20 protein-coding genes and 2 pseudogenes are annotated in these 24,066 nt (G+C 39.7%); 10 read left to right on the top strand and 12 right to left on the bottom strand.

The window, feature by feature from the left end:
- Positions 1-51 precede the first annotated feature (51 nt).
- From MSVAZ_RS11320 to MSVAZ_RS11310, 3 genes are all read right to left on the bottom strand, one after another.
- Positions 52-1,647 (bottom strand): ABC transporter substrate-binding protein, encoded by a 1,596-nt coding sequence (locus MSVAZ_RS11320; RefSeq protein WP_157206078.1) that lies wholly within the window; start codon positions 1,645-1,647, stop codon positions 52-54.
- Positions 1,648-1,920: 273 nt separating this feature from the next.
- Positions 1,921-2,886: an oligopeptide/dipeptide ABC transporter ATP-binding protein gene (locus MSVAZ_RS11315; RefSeq protein ID WP_048121050.1), complete on the bottom strand. Its 966-nt coding sequence runs from the start codon at positions 2,884-2,886 to the stop codon at positions 1,921-1,923.
- Positions 2,879-3,811, bottom strand: coding sequence for an ABC transporter ATP-binding protein (locus MSVAZ_RS11310; RefSeq protein WP_048121048.1), 933 nt, complete (start codon positions 3,809-3,811; stop codon positions 2,879-2,881). Before MSVAZ_RS11310 ends, MSVAZ_RS11315 begins: the two co-directional genes overlap by 8 nt.
- A gap of 997 nt (positions 3,812-4,808) precedes the next feature.
- On the opposite strand from MSVAZ_RS11310, the gene MSVAZ_RS11305 reads away from it, so the two are divergent.
- A complete protein-coding gene (locus MSVAZ_RS11305; RefSeq protein ID WP_048121046.1) occupies positions 4,809-5,555 on the top strand; it encodes a class I SAM-dependent methyltransferase in 747 nt (248 codons plus the stop codon).
- Positions 5,556-5,625: 70 nt separating this feature from the next.
- On the opposite strand, the gene MSVAZ_RS11300 is transcribed toward MSVAZ_RS11305, so the two are convergent.
- A complete protein-coding gene (locus MSVAZ_RS11300; RefSeq protein ID WP_048121039.1) occupies positions 5,626-7,389 on the bottom strand; it encodes an aldehyde ferredoxin oxidoreductase family protein in 1,764 nt (587 codons plus the stop codon).
- The gene (locus MSVAZ_RS11295) at positions 7,386-7,904 is read right to left on the bottom strand and encodes a 4Fe-4S dicluster domain-containing protein (RefSeq protein ID WP_048121037.1); all 519 of its coding nucleotides are present in this window, start codon (positions 7,902-7,904) and stop codon (positions 7,386-7,388) included. The genes MSVAZ_RS11300 and MSVAZ_RS11295 overlap by 4 nt, the downstream gene beginning before the upstream one ends.
- 353 nt (positions 7,905-8,257) lie before the next feature.
- On the opposite strand from MSVAZ_RS11295, the gene MSVAZ_RS11290 reads away from it, so the two are divergent.
- Both MSVAZ_RS11290 and MSVAZ_RS11285 read left to right on the top strand, forming a co-directional pair.
- On the top strand, positions 8,258-8,746 hold the full coding sequence (locus MSVAZ_RS11290; protein ID WP_048121034.1) for a C40 family peptidase: 489 nt from the start codon (positions 8,258-8,260) through the stop codon (positions 8,744-8,746).
- A 332-nt stretch (positions 8,747-9,078) separates the two neighbouring features.
- A complete protein-coding gene (locus MSVAZ_RS11285) occupies positions 9,079-9,570 on the top strand; it encodes a DUF1648 domain-containing protein (protein ID WP_048121032.1) in 492 nt (163 codons plus the stop codon).
- 118 nt (positions 9,571-9,688) lie between these two features.
- On the opposite strand, the gene MSVAZ_RS11280 is transcribed toward MSVAZ_RS11285, so the two are convergent.
- Both MSVAZ_RS11280 and MSVAZ_RS20385 read right to left on the bottom strand, forming a co-directional pair.
- Positions 9,689-10,186, bottom strand: coding sequence for a GNAT family N-acetyltransferase (locus tag MSVAZ_RS11280; RefSeq protein ID WP_048121030.1), 498 nt, complete (start codon positions 10,184-10,186; stop codon positions 9,689-9,691).
- Between the two features lie 303 nt (positions 10,187-10,489).
- A complete protein-coding gene (locus MSVAZ_RS20385; protein WP_156151061.1) occupies positions 10,490-10,642 on the bottom strand; it encodes a hypothetical protein in 153 nt (50 codons plus the stop codon).
- A 163-nt stretch (positions 10,643-10,805) separates the two neighbouring features.
- Here MSVAZ_RS20385 and MSVAZ_RS21280 point away from each other — a divergent pair, with 163 nt between their 5' ends.
- The 4 genes from MSVAZ_RS21280 (at position 10,806) to MSVAZ_RS11265 (ending at position 13,143) form a co-directional block, all read left to right on the top strand.
- A complete protein-coding gene (locus MSVAZ_RS21280; protein ID WP_232316072.1) occupies positions 10,806-10,955 on the top strand; it encodes a hypothetical protein in 150 nt (49 codons plus the stop codon).
- Positions 10,951-11,232: a type VII toxin-antitoxin system HepT family RNase toxin gene (gene hepT / locus MSVAZ_RS21275; protein ID WP_332310050.1), complete on the top strand. Its 282-nt coding sequence runs from the start codon at positions 10,951-10,953 to the stop codon at positions 11,230-11,232. The genes MSVAZ_RS21280 and hepT overlap by 5 nt, the downstream gene beginning before the upstream one ends.
- 181 nt (positions 11,233-11,413) lie before the next feature.
- Complete coding sequence (locus MSVAZ_RS11270; protein WP_048121028.1) at positions 11,414-12,190, top strand: GTPase; 777 nt, start codon at positions 11,414-11,416, stop codon at positions 12,188-12,190.
- 404 nt (positions 12,191-12,594) lie between these two features.
- Positions 12,595-13,143, top strand: coding sequence for a hypothetical protein (locus MSVAZ_RS11265; protein WP_048121026.1), 549 nt, complete (start codon positions 12,595-12,597; stop codon positions 13,141-13,143).
- A 670-nt stretch (positions 13,144-13,813) separates the two neighbouring features.
- Here the strand turns inward: MSVAZ_RS11265 and MSVAZ_RS11260 are convergent.
- The 5 genes and pseudogenes from MSVAZ_RS11260 to MSVAZ_RS21855 all read right to left on the bottom strand — a co-directional run.
- Entirely contained in the window at positions 13,814-14,449 is a 636-nt protein-coding gene (locus MSVAZ_RS11260; RefSeq protein ID WP_048121023.1) for a hypothetical protein, read from the bottom strand.
- Positions 14,450-14,588: 139 nt separating this feature from the next.
- Positions 14,589-16,022, bottom strand: a pseudogene (tnpC, locus tag MSVAZ_RS11255) (IS66 family transposase).
- Positions 16,023-16,561: 539 nt separating this feature from the next.
- Positions 16,562-18,169, bottom strand: a complete 1,608-nt coding sequence (locus tag MSVAZ_RS11245) for a PKD domain-containing protein (protein WP_052727961.1) — start codon at positions 18,167-18,169, stop codon at positions 16,562-16,564.
- Between the two features lie 501 nt (positions 18,170-18,670).
- Positions 18,671-19,588 carry a PKD domain-containing protein gene (locus tag MSVAZ_RS21270; RefSeq protein WP_394297489.1) on the bottom strand — a complete coding sequence of 306 codons (918 nt, stop codon included), beginning with the start codon at positions 19,586-19,588 and terminating at the stop codon, positions 18,671-18,673.
- Positions 19,565-20,293: pseudogene (locus MSVAZ_RS21855) on the bottom strand (6-bladed beta-propeller); the annotation flags it as partial. The pseudogene MSVAZ_RS21855 and the gene MSVAZ_RS21270, both read right to left, overlap by 24 nt.
- A 580-nt stretch (positions 20,294-20,873) precedes the next feature.
- On the opposite strand from MSVAZ_RS21855, the gene MSVAZ_RS11230 reads away from it, so the two are divergent.
- From MSVAZ_RS11230 to trpA, 3 genes are all read left to right on the top strand, one after another.
- Positions 20,874-21,680: an indole-3-glycerol-phosphate synthase gene (locus tag MSVAZ_RS11230; protein WP_048121022.1), complete on the top strand. Its 807-nt coding sequence runs from the start codon at positions 20,874-20,876 to the stop codon at positions 21,678-21,680.
- A gap of 175 nt (positions 21,681-21,855) precedes the next feature.
- Positions 21,856-23,136, top strand: coding sequence for a tryptophan synthase subunit beta (trpB, locus tag MSVAZ_RS11225; RefSeq protein ID WP_449288752.1), 1,281 nt, complete (start codon positions 21,856-21,858; stop codon positions 23,134-23,136).
- 1 nt (position 23,137) lies between these two features.
- Positions 23,138-23,929, top strand: a complete 792-nt coding sequence (gene trpA, locus MSVAZ_RS11220; RefSeq protein WP_048121019.1) for a tryptophan synthase subunit alpha — start codon at positions 23,138-23,140, stop codon at positions 23,927-23,929.
- The last annotated feature ends 137 nt before the right edge of the window (positions 23,930-24,066 follow it).

Below are 24,066 nucleotides of genomic sequence, written 5' to 3'. Positions count from 1 at the left end.
GACTTTATCGAGTTCACTGGATCTTATCGAGTTCATTGGACTCTATGGAATTCACTGTTTGATGTAGATGTCCTTGGTAAGGAAAGAGATCTCATTCGGGAACTGTTTAATCCCTCCAACGTTCTTGTTTGCTCCAACTATGGAGTTCTGATAGAATACGAATATCTCCGGACAGTCTTCCAGTACCTGTTCCTGAACTTTGTCGTAATATTCCTTTCTCTGAGTCTGGTTCATGGTCTGTTCACCTGCCTTTATCCATTCATCTACTTGGGGATTTGAGTAACCTGTCTTCTGTGCTTCAGCTCCTGTAGACTCAAAATGCTTTGAAACAAAGTAGTCAGGGTCCCCGGTAGTGGCTACTGTCCAGGCATAGAGGGCAAGATCGTAGTCTCCTTTGTTCATATCATCCGTTAATGCACCACTTTCCAGGACAGTGACACTTGTCTTTATCCCGATTGACTCAAACTGGGTTGCAATTACCTCGGCAGCGGGTTTAAGCTGAGGGCGACCAGTATAGGTCTTTATGTTCAATTCGAAAGGTTTACCATTGTATTCCAGCCAGCCGTCCCCGTTAGTGTCGTTTAAGCCAGCTTCGGTCAGAAGACTCCTGGCTTTTTGTTCATCCTGGGAAACCATATCGATTTTATTGTTTATTGACCAGTTCATGACGGACGGGAAAAAGCTCTTTGCAGGAGTTCCTCCAACACCCTCGAGAGCCGTATCCACAATCTGCTGGCGATCAAGAGCATAGTTCAGGGCCTGCCTTACTTTTACATTATTCAGAGGCTCTTTATTCATATTTACATACAGGAAATATGTTCTCAAAGTCGCATTACTGTATAAGGTGTAGTCAGAATTGTTTTTCAGGTCTGCCACTTCTGATTGAGGAATGCCGTCAGCAATGTCCACTTCATCGCTTTCCAGCTTGAAGAGCCTGGTCATGTCGTCTTTGACAAAATAGATAGTGACATTGTCCAGTTTAGGTGTACCGTTCCAGTAGTTTTCATTCTTCTCCAGAACGAGATTTACATCCTTGGTGTAACTTTTAACTTTAAATGGACCTGTTCCTATTGCTGTGGTATTAAGGTCTTTTGAACTGGGGCTGACTATGGAAGTTATAGGGTCTGTAAGGCTTGCTATAGTAGGAGCGTATGTAGAATTTGTTTTTATTGTAATTGCATCGTCAGAGTATTTGCTTATGGATTGGATGAAATTGTATTCTACTTTTCTTGAATTATTATCATCCAGTATCCTGTTGAGTGAATACACCACAGCGTCTGCATTCATGGGAGTTCCATCATGAAACTTTACTCCGTCTCTAAGGTAGATCCTCCATTCAGTATCTGATATTTTCTCATATTTGCTAGCAAGTTCAGGCCGTAAGTTCATATTCTCGTCATAACTGAAAAGCGTCTCATAGACTCCGGCTTCTCGCATGTACCAGCCAGTCCATTTTACTGCCGGGTCAAGAGTGTCTTCGGGATAAAAAGCAGTTGCATATCTTAGTGCGCCTTCCTGGCTTTGTACGCCTGACTGATTGGCAGTAGCAGTTTTTTCATCACTTTTCTGGTCGATACATAGCGACCCAAGGACTGTTGCCATGACTAACAGCATGACAAGAACTGTAATTCTGTATTTTTTACTCAAGTTTATAAACTCCTGATCTACACTTTCCCAATTCCTAAATTTTCACTTTCCTTTCCCTATTCCTAAATTTTCACTTTCCTTTCCCAATTTTCTAAATTTTCACTTTCCTTTCCCAATTTTCTAAATTTTCACTTTCCTTTCTCAATTTTCTAAATTTTCACTTTCCTTTCTCAATTTTCTAAATTTTCACTTTCCTTTCTCGATTTCCTGAATTTTCACTTTCTTGAAGTCCAGAAACAATGTCAGACTCAAGCTGTCTAAACAATATTTTTTTCACTTATTCTCCATCCGGATTATATTGCCGGACACGTTTTTCAATATATGATGACATGCCACGAGTTGATTGTTTGAAGCTTTCTTCAACTCGGGTGTTTCTGTTAAGCATGCTTTTGATCTCAAAGGACATTCAAAATAATACGAACATACCGGATTCTTAGTTCCCTGATTTTTGGCTCCCTTATAGTCCACTGTACTGATTTCGAAATCAGAATCCCCTGTCAACAGCAATTTTGTGTAAGGGTGCAGAGGATGCTGAAAGATATCTTCGATCTTTCCAGTTTCCACAATCTTTCCCCTGTACATCACAGCTACCCTCTCGCACATGTGTTTCATCAGCTCAAGGTCATGAGAAATGAACAGCATGGTAAGGTCATATTCTTCTTTGAGGTCCTTTAGCAGGTTCAAAATCTGGGCCTGTACCGAGATGTCAAGGGAGGCTGTAGGCTCATCGGCAACAATAAAAATAGGTTCAAGGGCAAGCACTCTTGCAATAACTGCCCTCTGATTCTGGCCCCCGCTGAGCTGGTGAGGAAAACGGTGGATATGTTCAGGACTCAGCCCCACTTGCTTTATAAGCTCAACAACCTTGCTTTCGGTCTTTTCCCTGTTATTTCCTTTAAGTTTTAGCGGTTCTGCTATGCTCTGCCCAATCGTCATTTTAGGGTCAAGAGAAGAGTCAGGGTTCTGGAATATCATCTGCATTGAAGGCCGGATGCTGTTCAGAGCTCTGTTATCAAGGGCAGTGATATCCGTGCCATTGAACACGATCTTTCCTGCTGTTGGTTCAATAAGCCTCAGTACACATTGTCCGAGAGTAGATTTCCCGCAACCGCTTTGCCCAACCAGGCCCAGGGTCTCTCCTTTCTCTATAAAAAAAGATACGTCATCTACTGCTCTGGTTACAGTTCTGGAGATTATGCCGGAAGTAAACGTTTTCTTTAAACCCGTAACTTCAAGCATAGAGGAAGCACCTCACAAGCCTTCTGTTTTTTTCAACCATCGGAGGATGTTCTTTTCGACATCTGTCTATGCAATGGGTACAGCGTGGGTGGAACCTGCATCCATCAGGGAGATCGATCAAAGAAGGGCTGTTACCTTTTACAGGTTTGAGCCCCCTGGCAGGAAGGGAGTTAAAAAAACCCTGAGTATATGGGTGTAGCTGGCTTTCAAATATCGAGGTTACTGGAGCGATTTCAACTAATTCTCCGGCATACATCACAGCAATTCTGTCGCATAATTCCTCTGCAACTCCAAGGTCATGAGTGATGATTAGCATCGTTTTTTTATCAGATATTTCTTTTAACAGTTTCACTATGTTCCTTTTTACAGTCACATCAAGGCCTTTTGTTGGTTCATCAGCGATTATAAAGCGCGGTTCACTGGCGATACCCATGGCGATTATTGCTCTTTCTTTCATTCCTCCGCTGTACTGGTGAGGGTATTCCTTTACTCTTTTAGAAGGTTCTTTGATCTTTACGCGTCCCAGAAGTTCCTGTGCCATCTCGATAGCCAGGCTGCCTTTTACGTGCTTATGCAGCATGAGAGGCTCAGCTATCTGAAAACCCACGGTCAGTACCGGATTGAGAGAACTTCCTGGATTTTGGAGAATCATACCGATTTCTTTACCCCTTAGTTTTCTCATATCCTCTTTTTCAATAGAATACAGGTTTTTTCCACGGTAGAGAATGTCTCCTTTAAAGATTACGTCATCCTGCAGCAGTCTCATGATAGAGAGCCCAAGGACACTTTTGCCGGAGCCCGATTCACCTATTAAGCCTACAATTTCGCTTTCAGCAATAGAAAGATCTACGCCGTTTACTGCCTTGACCAGACCATCTTCAGTAGGAAAAGTCACATATAAATTAGAAATTGTGAGGAAGTTCAACTTAAAATCACCCTTTTTTCAGAGGAACACTCTTGAAACCATATGGTATCCAACAAAGTTGTCTAAGAGGTTCGAATTTTGATCTGTGTTTTTTCCAGCACAGCTTCTTTGCAAATTATTTCAGTATTAATTTGCATGTAGAACAACAATCCTGCACTTATTGCAGCCTTTTTCACATACACGATTTTTCGTCTTTTCTTACCTTTTTAAAAATTTTGTCAGATAATTATAAAATCTAATGATATTTAATAACAAAATTCTATCAATTTTTATGCTGAAATATTTAAAAAACATAACCATTATAAAACTTTCGAAACAATCGCGGATAGGAAAATAATAATATATTGGAGTATTTTCTCAGAAATTTCAAAAATATAAAAAAAGATCTTATCTCATATGACTTATGCAGTTACCTTCAAAACACACGTGAAATTCTTCTAATAACACGCACAAAGAAATGAAAGTACTTGAAAGAACTTTCATGTTAAACAGACAACTTCTGAGTCTCGCCTTTCATATAACTCAAGTCTTACAATCTTATGTCCTTCAAAGCAGACAACTTCTGAGTCTCACCTTTCATATAACTCAAGTCTTACAATCTTATGTCCTTCAAAACAGACAACTTCTGAGTCTCTCTAATTTTAAGCTAAGTCATGGATTGGATTTTTTAGAAACTGATGGCACTTAAGCGATTGACTGAGAAACCAGCAAGCTTCAAACCTTCAATTATCTAAAACATTCATCTTACCTCAGTACTCATCGTGCCTTATTTTACACCTGAATTCCCTGAAACTTTACTTTATATAGCCGGGCTTTTTTTCGTTTGCTCTGTCTTCCAATAATTATTATGCTACTTAATACTTGTGTTAAAAAACGATAATATTTTATATTTTCATTCAATATAGTGTTACAATAAATAAGATTTTTATTCGTTAAATCGCCATTTATTTATCATTCATAAAATCATTTCCCAAACTCATATTTGTGGAGTGAACACATGGAAGCTAAAGAAGTGATAAGAAACTACTGGGATTATCGCAGTGAGACTTATAATACTGGCATTGTGGAACAATCCGAGGAGGAATGGGCTACCTGGAAAAACATGCTTTCATCAATAGTAGATAGCAGAGAACATCTTGAAATACTCGATGTCGGTACAGGGCCAGGTCAACTTGCCCTGATGTTTGCGGAGCTGGGTCATCATGTGACTGCTGTTGACCTATCGACAAGGATGCTTGAAAAAGCCAGAAAAAACGCCTTGATGAGGTCTCTGGACATAAACTTCATCCAGGGGGATGCCGAGGATCTGCAGCTTCCGGACATGCAATTTGATGTGGTATCCAGCAAATTTCTCCTGTGGACACTTCCTGATCCGCAGAAGGCTCTGTCTGAATGGAAACGGGTGCTTAAGAAAGACGGTATGATCATTGCCATCGATGGAGACTGGTTCAGTTCTGGTATATTCCTTAAATCGATCCGAACCATCTCGGATGGCATACGTTCCATAAAGGAAAGAAACTTTCATAACCCCTTTAATCAACACTATAACCCGATAAAAAAAGACCTTCCTCTTTATAGTTTAAAACCTGACCAGGTATCCAGGTTCTTAAATGATGCGGGTTTTGAGAATATAAATATTGAGCGTATGAATTCCCTATGCCGTTCTGCAAGGAAAAAAGGGAATTTGCTGGATAAGCTTGACTATGCTCATCCCATCTACCTTATGAAAGCTGTTAAAAAGTAATCTTTATAATCCTGGGGGTTTGCGAAGTAAGAGGTCCTGCTTTATCCTTCAGGTTCTACTCTATCGTCGATCATACTCCCCTTTTCTTTCGATAAAGCTCAATCGCTCTTTTAACTCTTTCTTCTTCAATTATCCCTGTGGTGGAAGGAGTTTCAAAAAATCTTTTGGGGATTCGAAGGTCTTCGAACCTGAATCCGAATTTCTCTTTTAATGCATACTTTTTCCTGAAAATATCCTTTCCCAGTGCTTTTAATTCCTCTTCGGTTCTTTCTATTCCCAGACCCTTAAGGGCCAGAATCACGTTTTCGTATGTGTAGACGTTTCTGGCAAAAAGGCAGGAAATCATGCAGTTCAGGACATTGCGCCGGTTTTCTTCATCAATTATATAATCAACAATCTGCTCATCTGAAATTGGCTGATTAAATGCTTTCTGATCTGCGGAATAACCTGCGCTGTCAAGATGGGAGTGCCTGGCACCTACGGTGAGTCCAAGAATGTTTCCAAGCCCTGTGTGATAGCCCGGAATTTCCAGTCCTCCAAGTCGAATTGCGAAGTCCTCTCCTCCGTATTTTTTGGAGGCATATTCCACCCCTTTTCCAAGGTCTGAGTAAAATTCGTTTGGCGCCTGGACTACAAGGTCTATTGCTCTCAGATATGTAGCTTTATCTCCCCAGGAAAATTTAAGCCCCAGAGTCTCGTCAGTAGAAATCTTCCCGCGTTGCTGCATCTCTGTTGCCCAGGCGAGTACAACTCCCATGCTGATTATATCAACCCCCGTTTTTTCACAGGCATCAATAAGCTCAAGCACGGCTTCAGGATCAGCTACGCCAAGGTTCGATCCCAGAGCATAGATCAATTCAAAATCATAAGAAATATTCAATGCTTCATATTCATGGGCTTTTGAAAAGGCTCGCTTTAGCATGGCTACGTGGATACATCCAATTGGGCAGCCTGCACAGGAGACCCGCCTGAGAAGATATTTCTCGGCAAAAAACTCTCCTGAAATCGTTTCAGCTCCTTCGAAAGAAGCTGCCTGCAGGTTTCGGGTAGGCAGGCCTTTAAGTTCGTTTAAAACCAGAATATTTTCGCTTGTGCCTAGGTTATGGTACTTCTCAGTGAGCCCGGTTTTCACAATAGTGTCATAGAGCATACTGACAGTCTTTCGGTAAGCATTGTGTTCAGGGCTTTTCAGCTCCCTGTTTCCGGAAATAAGCATAGCTTTAAGTTTCTTTGCCCCAAAGACCGTTCCGAGCCCGAGGCGCCCGAAATGGCGGTAGGTATCGACATTGACATCGGCATATGTGATCCCACATTCTCCTGCAGGCCCAATTCTGATAATACTGCGCCTGCCTGCACCGGGTTCTATTTCGCGCAGGATTTTTCCCACATCAATTGCTGAAGAGAGATGCCATATGGAAGAGGCGTCCCTGAAGGTAACTTTGTCGTTGTGGATTGCCACATACACAGGGTATCGGGAGGCCCCTTTGATAACAATTGTTTCGTACCCTGAATAGCGCATGGACATAGCAAGATGGCCACCTGCATAGGATTCTCCCAATTCTCCATTGAGAGGGGAACGGAACAATGCAACTGTCTTGGTGCATGTAGGATATACTCCCGAGAGCGGCCCTGTGCTGAGGATTATTGGCATCTCCGGATCAAGTGGCCCTGTGCCTTCTCTGTACTCTTCAAGCATGAGGTTTGTGGCAACTCCCACACCACCCAGATATTTCTCATAGAGGTCGCGCCTTTCCTTAATATGATAGCTATGGCTGCTCAGGTCAATATAGAGTATATTCTTAAGCCCCTCAATAGCGTATTGCTCGGTTGTCATTTTCCCTCCCCTGGTTCTTTCCCTCCGTAGAGGTCTTTATGAGACGCAGTAGGACTAACCGGGCTTGTATCCAGAGCAGGGCCCGTGTCAGTAAGCTTTACTTCTCCGCTGTCTTCGACTTCAATCATTTCCAGCACATCATGGGGACAGAACTTCGAGCATACGCCGCAGTGTTTGCAGATTACGGCTTTTTTCTCCGCGTCCAGATGGATAGCTCCCACCAGGCAGGCTTCTATACAGTTTCCGCAGCCATCGCAGATCTCTTTATTGAGATTCACTCCTCCCCCCTTCCTTTTGGTAAGCGCGCTCAGCGGGCATGCCCTCATGCAAGGAGGGTCTATGCAGGCATGGCAGACGATTTGAGAATAAGGAGTTTCGATCCCCCCGCGGGTCTGTATATCAATTCGGCTGTTTTTCAAAGATATAGTATCATACCAGGTTCTTGCACAGGCCATCATACAGGAGTAGCAGCCTATACAACGGGCCGGATTTGCGACCTTTAACCTTTTTGCCATTATTTCCCCCTCAGATTCCTGTATTCAGAAAGTATGTATCCCCAGTTTATATAATCTGGTACTACAGGCATCAGCAAATCAAACCTGAAACTTTTAGTTAATTCTTATTTCAGAGTCTCTACTTTCATACCAAAATGGACTCCTGCCGTTATGTATATATGTTAACGTCGTTAAGTAGTGGCAATTATAAAAATAAATTTATTCTGATGTATAATAAACAAGCCTTAACAATAATTAGGCCAGCGTCGAGTCAACAACAAAATATCGCATAAAATCAATTGCAATTATTTGGAATTATTGAATCCTTGATGATTACTCGACACTGGTAAAAACACGGATATTGATGAGAAAAAATGAAGATAAGTAAAGAAAGATTAATAGTCACATTCCTTCTGGCTATTTTAATAGCATTCATACCCCTTGGAGCAGCAGCTCCTGTTGGAACCTCAGAAAACGCAACATTAGAAGCCGCAAACAACTGGCTTGGAGTTAAATCCGTACATGGGGGCAATAATACAACTGCCATTGACTGTTCTCACTTAGTATATCAAGTATACAGCCAGGTAGGCGCCAAAGACATATTTTTCCAGAAAGTACCTGATATGAAAAATAATACAGATTATGTAAATACAAGCTCTCCAGCTCCGGGAGATGTGATCTTCTGGCAAAAGGACGTTCCCCAAAACGGCAGAATATACTGGCTTGCCACTCATGTGGGAATATACATAGGAAATAATCAGTTCATAGACACATCTTTTGATACAAAAAATGTTACCACAGAAAATATCACTGGTGTGTATGAAGAAGGAATGCCGTACTTTGCAAGATGGTCACGTATTTAAGAGATCAATTTAAGAGATCAATTTAAGAGATCAATTTAAGAGATCAATTTAAGAGATCAATTTAAGAGATCACAGTGAAGATACTTAAGAAGGGACTATTGAATAGGAGATCTAAAACGATCTCCCCTTCCATTTTTAGCTTCTTGTAGAAATAAGTTATAAGTACATTAGCGCTATATACTGCCTATATATTTTGTACAATTGAAGAGTTTGTCCCCTTTTACTATAAAATAGGGTATAAAATAGGGCATGTTATAAAATAAGGCATGTGCCAAAGACAGATAATACGAGCAATAGAAGCTTGTGTTTTGTTTATTAGGGAGAATCTCACTATGAAATTGAAGTATACTAAACTCCAACTTGTTTTGGAAATTATAGGACTTCTATTTTTAGTCGGGATGATCGTTTTTATTTACACTCAGTGGGACCAAATTCCTCAACAAGTTCCTATGCACTATAATGCGCTGGGTGAAATCGATAGATGGGGAAGTAAATATCAAACCCTTATTTTACCAGCCATAGGTATTTTGCTTTATACTTTCATTACTGTAGTATCTTTTTTCCCACAGATGTGGAATGTTCCTGTTCAAATAACCGAGGAAAACAAAGAAGCTGTGTACCTCAGTACAAGGAATCTAATTATATTCATGAAAGTCGAGATCTTAGCTATATTCTTTTACCTGAATTATCATACTGTAACTGTACAGCCTTTGTCAGTCATTTTTTTACCTATTTTTTTGATAATCATATTTGGCACATTAATATTCTTCATCGTACGGACCATTCGATTAGGAAATGAAAAAAAGCATAACCGTGAATTATGAGCATACTCAATTCCTTCGAAGGTCGCTTGAGTTGTTGATCAATTAGAAATTAAAGTTTCTCTAAAATTCGGATTTGAGAATATTGGTACCAGTGACAAGGCAGAAGTTATTTCACAAGTTATTTCACAAGAGCATACATGCAATAATCAAAGAAATTACCATTTTTATAGACTCCTTTCTTCATTATGCCCTCTAAAACAAATCCGGCTTTTTCAAGAGCTTTTCTTGAGCCGATATTTTGTGCATAAGGCTCTGCAAATATCCGGACAATATCATACTGTTCAAAAGCTGCCCAGCAAAGCTGTTTTATTGCTTCGCTCATTATTCCCCTGCCCCAAAAAGGTTCGCCAAGCCAGTATGCAATCTCTGCACTCTTACAATAAACATCATTTTTAAGGAATAATGCAATGCTCCCTGCAACTTCTCCGTTCACAATAATTGCCCTGCAGCACTGCTGTGTTTCATCGTTACAGCTAAAGCTTTCTACAGTTTTTCTGCAGTCATCTAAAGTGGAGGGAAAAGAATCTCTCATATTTTTTGCAATTTTTGTATTGTTGGAATACTTGAAAAAGCTTTCAGCATCGGTTTTTTTCCACTTTCTCAATTCAAAATTCATTTTGACAACATCCTTTTGACAACATCCGGCAAATATAATTACTCATTTTGTACGGCTATAAGAAAATTACTTATTGAAAGCCTGAAAGACTTTAATAAATTTGCTTTTTATGCTGTAAAATTCGTAGCTGCAGCAAGATTCGCAAAGTAAATGTAAAATATTAAAAAATGAAATAAGTAATGAAAGAAAGATTAAATCAAAGATGCGTTGATTTACCCCACAGCAACTTCGGGGTATTTGACTAAATACAAAAAATATCAGAAAGTAACTCGACAATTGCATGTCAGTTACAGAGAAAAAATATTAAAGTTCCACTTCGCCTTCATGTCCTAATAATTCCTTATTTGTTTTCTTTTGAATTTTTAGGTCCTCTTTGGAAGCACCGTCTATCGTCATATCGCTAATTATTTTATTTGCGATCTTCTTACGCTTTTTATCCATTTCGTCTCCACTCATTTTACGTCCTCCGTTTCTGTTGTTTCTTTGTCTTTTATGAGTCTGTCAAAACTATTGAAATTAACTTACAGTGTATGTCTTATTACTTTTTTACAATATAAGCGTTTTTATCATCTTGACACAGAAGCTGTCTGAAAACCTCAAACTCCTTATAATTGGATTAATGGCAGTGCTGACTTTTAATCCATATAGAAAATTGAGCTTTATGCAGCGTTGCGTAGACTACCTTAAATCAATAGATCCCGAAAGCCTGAACCTTGAAAGCAACTATGAAAAGCGTTCCGCAGTAGAGAAATTTTCAACTTGCAATTGAATGTGCTATTGACATAGGAGAAATCATTATCTCAAAAGAGGGGCTTGAAAGGCCTGAAGATTATAGGAGTGTGTTTCGGATTCTTGGCAGATACGAAATAATTCCTGAAGAGTTCGCAGAAAAATTTTCATTTTCTGCTGGATTCAGAAATATCCTGGTCCATGTTTATGAAGAGGTAGATCTTGACATATTAAGAAAACTGCTTGCTGAAAACCTGAGAGACTTTGATATATTTGCCTTTTACGCTGCAGAATACGCAGCGAAGCTTGCAGAGTAAAATGAGATATTAAAAAGAAAAAATAAGAAAAATAAAGCCGCAAACTGCAGCTTTACTCAAAACTCAATATTCATGAACTTACACATGCCCATGCCCGTGTTCACAAGCCGAACCCTCGATCTTCTCTCTTTTGAACCTGACTCACTATCTTATATACCAGCTTGTGCCATAGCCAGAGCATATGGCGAGCTACAAAGCCCTTGTAAAAGATGTTATCAAAAAAGCTGATGTCCTTCTTGAAGTAATAGATGCCAGGTTTCCTGAAGAGACCCGAAACAGTGAAGTTGAGCGCGAGATAATCCGCTTGAACAAACCTTTCATTATAGTACTCAATAAATCCGACCTTGTATCAAGAGAAAAACTTGAAAAAACCAAAGCCCCTCTCTCAAAAATTGCACCTGTAGTTTTTGTTTCCAGCAAGGATCGGTCCGGAACAACGATGCTGAGGCACCAGATCCTTGCGTCGGCCGCTGTGAAAGCCGATATAAAAGGGCAGGATGTTCTTGTCGGCACCCTGGGCTATCCCAATGTTGGCAAATCTTCAGTAATCAACGGCGTTACAGGTCGGCACCGGGCAAGCACGTCTCCCATATCCGGCCACACAAAAGGCGTCCAGCATGTGGATGCAGGCTCACGCATCATGTTTATCGATACACCTGGAGTGATTCCTTTTGATGAAAAAGACGAGTACCTGCAGGGCCTGCTCGGAATAAAGGATGCAACTCATCTTAAGGACAAAATCGGTGTCGCTCTGGAGATAATTGAAAAAATGCTTGCCGAAAATAAAACGGTCCTTGAATCCTTCTATAGTGTTATAATCAAAGATGAGACTTCCTATGATGTGCTTGAACTGATAGGCAAACAGTGCAATTTCCTGCAAAAAAAAGGTGAAGTGGACGAAACACGGACTGCTACCAGAATAATCAATGATTGGCAAAACGGGCTACTGCTTATCTGAAAAATTTGTGAAATTCCAGTTATGAGTACATTATATTATGAGTACATTATATTATGAGTACATTATATTATGAGTACATTATATTATGAGTACATTATATTATGAGTACATTATATTATGAGTACATTATATTATGAGTACATTATATAGTCCTGTCTTTCTTTACATTTAGATAAACTGTGATTTTTTACATTACTTTCTCCTATAGTTTACAGTTCACTCCAATAAAAATATAGCTACAGGACAGTAATTTTTGACATAACTCTTTGAATTTCTCTTTATGAAGGTTTTCTACTTTCTACATTATTTTAAATAAATCGTTGCGTTTTTATAGACTATTAGGTGTATTTTTAGACAGGGAGTAATTTTACTAAACTGGACAGGTAATAGTGGGGGAAATTTTTATGAACAGAACCAAGGTTTTTTGCCTGAGGATAGCTACATGCTTCCTGGTTATTTTGTTAACGCTTCCAATTTCATTAGCAGGAACTGACGTAGCGGAGACTAATTTTGAAGATGAAAACAATGAAACAAATTTCGCGTCAACGTATAACGAAAATGAACTGATGGATCAGGAAATAGGTCTGAACTTCCGTTTTCTCACATCCATGCTTCAGATGCTTGACCTCAACCTTAACCTCATAAACGGAACCCTGAACGCCCGCGTTGAGGAATATCCGTTTCTGCAGCCTACAATCGAAGGGACAGAAGCAGGCATAGCAACAACGGATTCCATACTCGGTGTGCTGGAATCGGACCCTGAAAATTTGAGTGAGATGGAAAATTCCGTGGTTTCCTTAAACGAGAACATGGGACGGCTTAATTCAAGCATCGGATACCCTGACAGTATGATCGAAGCTGCTAACTCGACACTTGGAGAACCTAATAGTACTACACCTATGATTGTCGAGATGTTCAAAAGTGTAAAAGCAATGACAGAGTTTTTTGACTGAGATTGCAATACTAAAATAAGAGGATCTTACTAAATTTGCAAGCTCAACAAGCAGATTTTTAGCAAATATTCACATTGCCAGATATTCAGGTCAGAGATACAGGTTTATAATTTAATTGCTTTAAGCCGATTTCTTGTCGGCAGATTAATTTTCTTTTTTGCGGTTCGCAGGAAACCTGATGGTATTATTTCCGGCTGAACTGGCCGATGTTTTTAGCATACGTTTTTTTTCTCGGCACGGCTAGAGCCTATTTATATTTGAATAGATTAAATGGAAAACTCAGTGGCTCCAGTGACAATTGGAAACTTCTTAAAAGGACAAATCCTGAAAATAACAAATCCTGAAAATAACAAATCCTGAAAATAACAAATCCTGAAAATAACAAATCCTGAAAATAACAAATCCTGAAAATAACAAATCCTGAAAATAACAAATCCTGAAAATAACAAATCCTGAAAATAACAAATCCTGAAAATAACAAATCCTGAAAATAACAAATCCTGAAAAGAAAAAAAAGTTAAGGTTCAACTACGGGTTGTTATGGTTAAAATGTCTGTATTGGACCATATAATATGTTAGTCCACTGCTATCACATAAAAAGGAAAATATATTCAAAAGCTTTCTGAAATGAGGTGCGGAGAATCGCCTGTTTGCAAGCTCCAGCCGCACGTCAATCAATAAACTCTTCTAATGAATCGATAAAGGACTCTAAATTTCTTCTTACCTCATATAAATCGTGCTTTCCTTCCATGCGCCATACTTCATGGTCTTCAAAATCGTACAATATCGATAGAGGTAACGTGCTTTTTTCGTATCTGCTTTTTATTTCCGGGTAATTTTCTACATTTACAACTTCGACAAACAATGCGTTATTAAATTTTGGTTCTGTAAGAAGTACTTCGTGCATGAAAAATATTAAATCCTGGCTGTCCTTGTTATTGCTGGATTTTATGTTAATACGATAAACCAGTTTGTTGCCATAGTACGAAAACAACAAACGTTGCAAAACAGTATTTATTGTTTCATCAGGGTGGATTTTCGCTTCATTGAGCCTGTCATGAAGGCCCTGCGTGATTCTCACATTCTCCGTAGTATGCGAGAGCTCCGGGAAACTTCGTTTCCTGCCATTAATGACGAACCAGTAGCTACCGTTTTCGTGTATAAGCTGGCAGGTGTCATCGTATCGAGCTAATAGTTTTCTAATTATCGTGCTCCTTGACTCCCAGGCACTGTCACTATTTCTGTCTCTACAAAAATCAAGCGCCTCGTAGAGCTCGGCACTAATTTTAACAGTCTTTGTTTCCACGGCTGCACCTCAATCTGGAGCATACATCAGGTTAAGATATATATAATGTTCGCCATGGCACTCAAGGAAAATCCTCTTGTGTGCTGCGGCACCATTCATTGATCTTATGTAAAGAATTCTGTAATTATTTTGTAACTATTCAGGGTATAGCTAGCGGCGCTCCTTTGAGCGCCGCGAGAATACCCTCTAAAACAGGTAAACCATTCTTTCTTATTGTGGAAATATATGCTCTAATTCTGCAGAAAGCTTCCGCTCCCCGTGTAGTTCTGAAAGTTCCTGATATTTTCTGCTGTAGTTTCATCATCCTGACATCTCTTTCTGCTTGATTATTCTCAAACGGAACTTTCAAGTCTTTCAGGAATCTCAGAATCTTTTCTTTATGTTCTATAAACCTATCAAGCAGATTCCTTGCTTTGGTTTTTGGATACATACCACGTTTTCCTTGTCTTTCAGGATTTAGAGAAGGTGGATTTTCTTCAATTCCTTTCGCGACTACAGTATCGAACCTTTTTTCTAATGCCTTAACTTGTTCAAAATCCAGATATTTGCCCTGCTCTTTGCACTCATCAGTATACTTTTTCATTTCAGATAACAGCTCATTCATATCTTTAGCCCATTGCTGTTTATAACTCTCCTCAATTCCAATAAGTTCTCTTTGGAGATGGGCATTGCAAAGAGCATGATCACAATTATAACCGTTGTAAGGTTTCCATCCATCATGAACTGCTACCCATTTAAACTCTGGAAGAATTCCCATAGCATCAATAGCTTCTGATCCTCTTTTCGGATGAGCAAAATAACAAGTGTATTTGTCAGTAGAAGCTACATGAAGCCAATGTCTTTTTCCGTGAACTTTCATTCCAGTTTCATCACAATGGATAACAGGAGAAGAGAGTAACTTTTCTCGAATTACGTTTTCAAATTCTTCAAGGTTCTGGAAACATTCTCTTTCTGCTTCAATAATGGTAGCAGAACTGATTTTTATCCCCATTACATCATGAAACAATTCAGAAATCCTTTTATAAGGAATGAAATGGTGATTTTTAAAGTAAATTGCTGAAGCTACGATATTAGGACCATATTGAACTGGGGAATTTACTGATTCTGGAAATTCAGCTTTATTTAACCTTCCACAGCAAGGACAGATCTTAATCTGACTTTGATGTTCTGTAACAATAAGATTTACAGGCGGAATATCAAAAACCTGTCTTACCTCATAAGCTTCAACTTCAACATCCTCAAGATTCTGGCCGCATTCTTCGCAACAGTTCAAAGAATGCTCTATTACCTAATCAGGATTATCTACCATTTCGAGAGTTGTTCCTGGATGACCTTCTTGACCTCCAGGTTTCTTGCCACTCTGTTTACGGAGACTTTTTGGATTAGGTTTTCCTTTGGAAATATAGTCACTAGAAGGAGGTTTACTGCTGTTTCGGCTGTTTTGATTTAAGCGAAATTCTAAAACTTGCAATCTTTCAGTGAGGTCTTTAATTTGAGATTCAAGACTTATAATATAAGCAATAACTTCAGGGTTTGAAGCACACAAAGCAAGAATCTCTTCACGTTTCATCAAGGAAGAAAATGGTTCATTTTATATCCAATTTTTCCTCGGAACGAGGAAAAATTGTGTAGCCTTAACAAGGCTACCTGAATAGTTACATTATTTTTACTAAATTAATTATGCTGAGGGTTATCAGAGAGTTTCAAATGACCTTCTGCCCACATAAGAGTGAAACTCCGCAGGATTTATCTGATACTTATAATATATCCAAAAACTCAGTAATGCATATTGAAATGTTACAGTAAGAACAACATCTTTCGAACTGAACCCCAGAGAAAAACTGCAATAATTCAGGTTTGTCTTTGTGGTACATTAATTCATTAATTTTTTCTCCAGACAGATATGAGCACTTGACCCTGCAAAATAAGTTTGCTTTTAGGACTTCAGACAATGTGGGCTTAGTGTTGCTTGAGAGAAACGAGTAATAGGTGTTAAAATCGAAAGTTAAAAAGGTTCTCAAAAATTTAAAGCAAGGTTAAAAGGAATATAGTCAATTGAATTTGAATGCCTTTTATACCTTGCTTATTTTCATTGGTTACTCGTCAACAATATTATTTACTTTTCACTGTAATATACTTAGAAATAGTTTTAGTGTTACTTCCAGCAGCATTCGTTACTGTTAACTTAACAGTATAACTCCCTGCTTTTGAATATTTATAAGTTGGATTCTGCTTGCTTGAAGTTGCTCCGTCACCAAAAGTCCATTTCCATTTAGTCGGCGTTCCTGTACTTTTGTCAGTAAACTTAACGTTTAATGGAACTTTTCCGGAGGTTGGTGACGCAGAAAATGCAGCAACAGGTTTTGCTACTACTGTTATATAATTCGTTTTTGTTGCCGTGTTACTGCCTTTAGCATTTATTGCTGTAAGTGTCACTGTATACTTTCCTGCTTTTGAATACTTATAAGTTGGATTCTGTTTTGTTGAAGTTGCTCCGTCACCAAAAGTCCATTTCCATTTAGTCGGCGTTCCTGTACTTTTGTCAGTAAACTTAACGTTTAATGGTGCTTTTCCGGAGGTTGGAGATGCAGAGAAAGCTGCAACCGGTTTTTTTGGAGGTGTTACTGAAGGACCTATAAACTGTCCGAAAGCATAAGGATGAAATCCATTCTCCACAAAGTCTGTAACCTTGTTTGTCGCTGTGTCAATTACAGTGATACCATATCCAACATCAGTCTCTCCCCAATTTATCACATATATTTTTTTTCCATCTGGAGTGACTTCAATTCCCCCGTTATTAAAGATTCCAGCAGATACGGTGGCTGTAACCTTATTTGTTGCTGTGTCAATAGCATAGACAAAGCAACCTTCTGCAGGGTCGCCGGAGTTCACTACATATACCTTTGTTCCGGCCGGGTTGACCGCAACTCCTTCAGGAGCAAGGCCCACCTTTACCGTGGCTGTAACCTTGTTTGTTGCTGTGTCAATTACAGAGACAGCATAGCTGGGATTATCATAGGTGCCTGAGTTTGTAACATATACCTTTTTTCCATCAGGCCTTACTGCAATTCCATGAGGACGATTTCCTACTTTTACCGTAGCTGTAACCTTATTTGTTGCAGTATCAATTACAGAGACAGTATTTTCCGGATCATTATAGGTACCTGAGTTTGTAACATATACCTTTTTTCCATTAGGACTTACTGCAACTCCATAAGGACCATTTCCTACTTTTACCGTAGCTGTAACCTTATTTGTTGCAGTATCAATTACAGAGACAGTATTTCCCGGGTCATTATAGGTACCTGAGTTTGTAACATATACCTTTTTTCCATTAGGACTTACTGCAATTCCATAAGGACCATTTCCTACTTTTACCGTGGCTGTAACCTTATTTTTCGTGGTGTCAATTACAGAGACAGTATTTCCCGGATCATTGTAGGAACCTGAGTTTGTAACATATACCTTTGTTCCTGCTGGATTTACTGCAACTCCTGGACCATCTAGATTTCCAGATACGGTAGCTGTAATAGTATTTGTAGCGGTATCAATTACTGAAAAACTTCCCCCGTCGCCAGCAGGTCCAGCACTATTAACAATATATGCAAATGGTGCTGCACCTGTGATACTCACCAACATTAAAAGTGTAAGTGCCGTAATTCCCAAAGCTTTAATGAGGAAATGTCTTCTGCATGTTTTATCAAATTTAATTTTTTTCATTTATATACCTCAGTATGTTTTTGGACTTCTGCACTCCTGAGGTAAAATCACATGCATTAAGCATTATATGTAAAATTTTGAGTTTAGGACATTGTTAGCTTACTGCTGTTGTTTTTATACCCAGGTGTGTATACGTTTCTTAGACTTAGTTAAGTTCTTAAATTTTCAACAAATACATGAAATTTACTTATTCATACAATTTGAAGAGGATAAGTTAGGATTTCCTTGAAATTCTTGTAGTTCTTTAGCTCTTCTTTTTTTTGTGTGGATATCCTCATAATGTCCCCATAAAAACCAATGCGACCTTGAATTGAAAATCATCTTATCCATAGGGAATGGCGAAGAGCCAGTTTTTTCAAGATATGACTTGGAGATTAACGAATAAAACAGAAAGTTTATATATCTCTCAAAAATTTAAAGCAAGGTTAAAAGGATTATATTCAATAGAATTTGAATGCCTTTTATACCTTGCTTATTTTCATTGGTTACTCGTCAACAATATTATTTACTTTTCACTGTAATATACTTAGAAATAGTTTTAGTGTTAGTTCCAGCAGCATTCGTTACTGTTAACTTAACAGTATAACTCCCTGCTTTTGAATATTTATAAGTTGGATTCTGTTTTGTTGAAGTTGCTCCGTCACCAAAAGTCCATTTCCATTTAGTCGGCGTTCCTGTACTTTTGTCAGTAAACTTAACGTTTAATGGAACTTTTCCGGAGGTTGGTGACGCAGAAAATGCAGCAACAGGTTTTGCTACTACTGTTATATAATTCGTTTTTGTTACCGTATTACTACCTGCTGCGTTGGTAACCGTAAGTGTCACTGTATACTTTCCTGCTTTTGAATACTTATAAGTTGGATTCTGTTTTGTTGAAGTTGCTCCGTCACCAAAAGTCCATTTCCATTTAGTCGGCGTTCCTGTACTTTTATCTGTGAATTTTACTGTTAATGGCGCTTTCCCTGATGTTGGAGATGCAGAGAAAGATGCAACCGGTTTTACAGTAGTCGTTTTGACAGTTATATAATTTGTTTTTGTTGCAGTACTGTTGCCCCCTTCATTGGTTGCAGTAAGTTTTACGGTGTATTTTCCTGCTTTGGAATATGTATGTATCGGATTCTTTACCGTTGAAGAAGCCCCATCTCCAAAGTTCCATTTCCAGGAAAATGGTGTTCCTGTACTTGTGTCAGTAAACTTTACTGTCAGGGGAGCATAGCCTGTGGTAACATTGCTGACAAAATTAGTTACTGGTGGATATACTGGAGCAAACTTCTGAATGCGATTGTTGTCAGCATCAGCAACATAAACATTGCCTGAAGAATCTACAGCAACATCTTCAGGGTTTCTGAATTGCCCATCATTTGTCCCATAGGAACCCCACTGTGTTAGATAATTGCTGTCACTGTCAAACTTCTGAATGCGAGTATTCCCTATGTCCAAAACATAAATATCGCCAGAAGAATCAACAAAAACACTTATAATGTTATTAAACTGTCCATCGCCATTGCCAGAATTACCGAATTGCATTAGATAATTGCCGCTACTGTCAAACTTTTTAATGCAATGGTTATCTTTGTCAGCAACATAAACATTATCCGAAGAATCTAAGGCAACATCAATGGGATTCTTGAATTGCCCATTACTGCTGCCATAAGAACCCCACTGGGTCAAGTAATTTCCATTGTTATCGAGCTTCTGAATTCGATTATTGCCCGTATCGACAACATAAATATTGCCAGATGAATCTAAACAAAAGTCATGAACATCTTTGAACTGTCCATTGCCACTTCCATAAGAACCAAATTTTGTAATGAAATTACCATTTTTGTCAAACTTCACAATGCGATTGTTAGTATCAGTAACATAAACGTTACCTGAAGAATCTACAGCAACACCGATTACATACCCCAGTGATATATCATTAGTAGAGCCCCATTGGTTAATGAATTTGCCATTGTTATTAAATTCCTGAACCCGATGATTGTCTGTATCGGCAACATAAATATATCCAGATGAAGTTGCAACAATGGCACGTGGATGATTTAATTGTCCAGCACCATCACCATAAGAACCCCATTTGGTAACAAACTTATAACTTTCAGCGTGCGTAACTGATGCACTCATTAATCCCAGAAAAAGGATAATAAAAAATAGTAACGTTATCCTAAATTTGTTAGCGTTTCGATATTCTATTTTAAGGTCCTCCTTTATATTTCGCTTCATATTTATATAAAAAAATGTTAGTAATTTACAACTATCCTAATTTATAAAGTTTTTTATTTAAATTTGAAGGAATGATATAAAATATAACTTCAAATTTGCAGTTCAGAAATTGATCCGTAATTTCAGTATCTCAATAATGATTTTTGGCAACAAATACCTTGATATTATACTTGAATAATTCCTAACTTTCCTTACTCAATGGAGTAAAAAACGAAAATCAAACACGTTAGCAGTTCCTTCAAAACAGAATCATTTTTGCGATTTTCTCTTCCTGTTCTGAATAAGTGAGAAGTAGTGCAGTGTTGGAAATGAGCAAGGAATAAACTCCATTCTTAAAATCCAAAATATGTTTAACTGAGTACAAGGATTTGCGACTTTTACGAAATAAGAATTTCAGTTCATATTGTGCTTATCCAAAACCTTTTTATACAAAGTACTTCATTAGACGTTGATGTACAAAAATATACTTTAGTGATAAATAATGCACGCTTCAATTCTTCACATCCTCAACACAACAAAAACCCGTATACAGGCCCTTGGGCCGCAGACCTCCAGTGAAAGCCAGGAGATGGGATTTGAGAAAAGGGACTTTATCTCGGCTGTGGCAGACGCAAAAGCCGATGGTAGGGTGCCTGTAATTGCAGAGGTCAAGCCCGCATCGCCAGGGAGAACTTTCAGGGATATTCCACCTGCAACGGCTGCTGAGCTTGCATGGGAGATGGAAGAAGCCGGAGCTGTTGCGGTTTCAGTCCTGACCGAGCCTGGGGTGTTCAGGGGATCACTTGAAAACCTGGACTCAGTTAGAAGTAAGGTCTGCTTGCCTGTCCTGAGGAAAGACTTCATTATTGACAGGGTGCAGCTTGAAGAAGCTCAAAGTGATCTTGTACTCCTGATTGCAGGTATCCTTGGAGAAGAACTCGGGACTTTTGTTGAGCTTGCCCTTAAAAAAGGAGTGGAGCCTCTGGTAGAGGTCCACAACAGGAAAGAACTCGATTTAGCTCTGGAAACCGATGCAAGAGTTATAGGAATTAATAACCGGGACTTAGAGACCCTTAAAATCAACCTCGGAACCACAGAAGAGCTGGCTCCCATTATCCGGGAATGTGACCTTGATCACGGAACCAGGCACCTTATAATAAGCGAAAGTGGGATGAACAGCGTACAGGATGTCAGACGGGTAATTCAGGCAGGCGCGGATGCCGTGCTGATAGGTTCCGCACTTATGGAAAGTGATTCTGTTTTTGATAAAACGAAAGAATTCGTCCAGGGCGCTGGTTGGCGTTATTAACTGTTTTTCCAGACTTTTCGGAGCTTTTAGCCTGACTGGACAGGTTGGAAAATCCACTCTAATTCATTTAAAATTCATTCAATATTCATTCAAAGTGTATTCAAAAACTACGCTTACAAACGCGATATCAAAATTATGTTACAGGATTCATCAAAAAGACAAGGGAGTAATTGAATTGACAGAAACTAAAGTTTCAGAATTTCCTGCAAAGGACTCATACTTAAATAAACTCGCAGGTTCGCAGAAGAATTTGAAAAACGGGCAGACAGGCCAGGTAAAAGGAAAATACGGGAAATATGGGGGGCAGTACGTACCAGAAGTCCTCATGCCGGCCTTAGAAGAGCTGGAAGAGGGATACGAACGGTATAAAAATGACCCTGAATTCCTTGCCGAACTTGACCATTACCTGCGGGATTTTGCAGGCAGGGAAACACCTCTTTATTTTGCCAGGAACCTGAGCAAAAAGTACGGGTCAAAGATCTACCTCAAAAGGGAAGACCTTGTGCATGGAGGGGCCCACAAATTAAATAATGCAATAGGACAGGCCCTGCTTGCAAAATACATGGGAAAAACCAGGCTGATTGCCGAAACCGGTGCAGGACAGCATGGGACTGCAACAGCTATGGCAGGGGCAAATCTCGGATTTGAAACTGTTGTCTACATGGGGGCCAGGGATGTCAAACGTCAGCAGATGAACGCCTACCGCATGGAACTCATGGGCACTGAAGTAGTACCCGTGGAATCCGGTTCAAAAACCCTTAAGGATGCTATTAACGAGGCTTTCAGGGACTGGGTCACGAACATAGAAAACACGCATTACCTCATAGGATCGGTTGTAGGGCCTCATCCCTATCCTGTAATAGTAAGGGATTTCCAGAGCGTTATAGGTCGTGAAGTAAAGGAACAGATTTTGCAAAAAGAAGGGTGTATGCCTGATTCCATTATTGCCTGTGCAGGCGGCGGAAGTAATGCAATGGGGATCTTCTACCCCTTTATTGAGGATAAGGATGTCAAACTGATTGCTGTCGAAGCCGGAGGAAAAGCCCTTAAATGTACGGAAAAAGCCGCCCTTCACTCAGCCTCTCTCTGTGCAGGAGAAGAAGGTATCCTGCACGGTGCAAGAACAAAAGTACTGCAGGATAAAAACGGGCAGATCCTTGAATCCGAATCCGTTTCCGCAGGGCTTGACTACTCAGGGGTAGGGCCTGAACTGGCTTACCTGTCCGAAATCGGCCGGGTTACAGCCAGATATGCAACTGATGATGAAGCACTTGGAGCTTTCCATGAACTGAGCAGGCATGAAGGAATAATTCCTGCACTGGAATCTTCCCATGCCCTTGCTTACCTGAAGAAAGCCTCAGAAGCCGGAGAACTGGGAGATGTAGTGGTTGTAAACCTGTCTGGAAGAGGCGATAAGGATCTGGAAACCGTCCTTAGCCTGAGAGGAGGGATCTAAAATGGAAAGGCAAAAAATTTCCGAAAAATTCTCAGAACTCAGGGAGAAAAAGGAAGGTGCTCTGATCTGTTACGTAATGGCAGGAGACCCGTCCTCAGAAAAAACCGGGGAGATTGTAAAAGCTCTGGTGAACGGAGGTGCGGATATCATAGAACTCGGTTTCCCCTTTTCAGACCCTGTAGCGGACGGCCCGACAATCCAGGTGGCAGGACAGAGGTCACTTGCAGCAGGCATGGATACACAGCGTTATTTTGAGCTCATTAAAACCCTGGATGTTGGGATTCCACTTGTCTGCATGACCTATTACAACCCTGTATTCAGGTATGGAGTGGAAAAATTTGTGGAAAAGGCTGCAGATGCCGGAATAAGCGGACTGATAGTACCCGATATCCCTGTAGAAGAAGCGGCTGACCTGAAAAATAGCTGCGAAAAGCACGGGCTTGACCTGATCTTTCTAATTGCGCCTACAACAACCGAGGGAAGAATCCAGAAAATCCTGGAAAGAGGATCAGGTTTCCTTTACCTTGTTTCGAGGCTTGGGGTCACTGGAGCCAGGGAAGATGTCTCATCCTCCACCAGAGAGCTGCTTTCCAGAGTAGAAACCGGGCTTCCTAAGGCTGTGGGATTCGGGATCTCAACAGGAAAACAGGCTGCAGAAGTTAGAGACGCCGGAGCAGATGCAGTTATAGTCGGCTCGGCTTTTGTCAAGATTATAGAGGAAGGAAAAGACGTAAACGAAAGGCTGGAAGCTCTTGCAAAGGAACTCAAATCCGGAATCAGAAGAGCCAGTTAAAGGAAATGGTCCGGAATCAGAAGAGCCAGTTAAAGAGAAATAATCCGAAAAATCAAGAACATCAACAGTTGAGAAGATTTTGAATCTTGAATTACATTGGAAAAGAAGAAATCAGGAGTTCAAAGGAGGGAGGAGAA

This window comes from Methanosarcina vacuolata Z-761, assembly GCF_000969905.1.
Lineage (GTDB): Archaea > Halobacteriota > Methanosarcinia > Methanosarcinales > Methanosarcinaceae > Methanosarcina > Methanosarcina vacuolata.
Note: the sequence above shows the minus strand (reverse complement) of the source record. Positions and strands in the feature narration are given on the sequence as shown.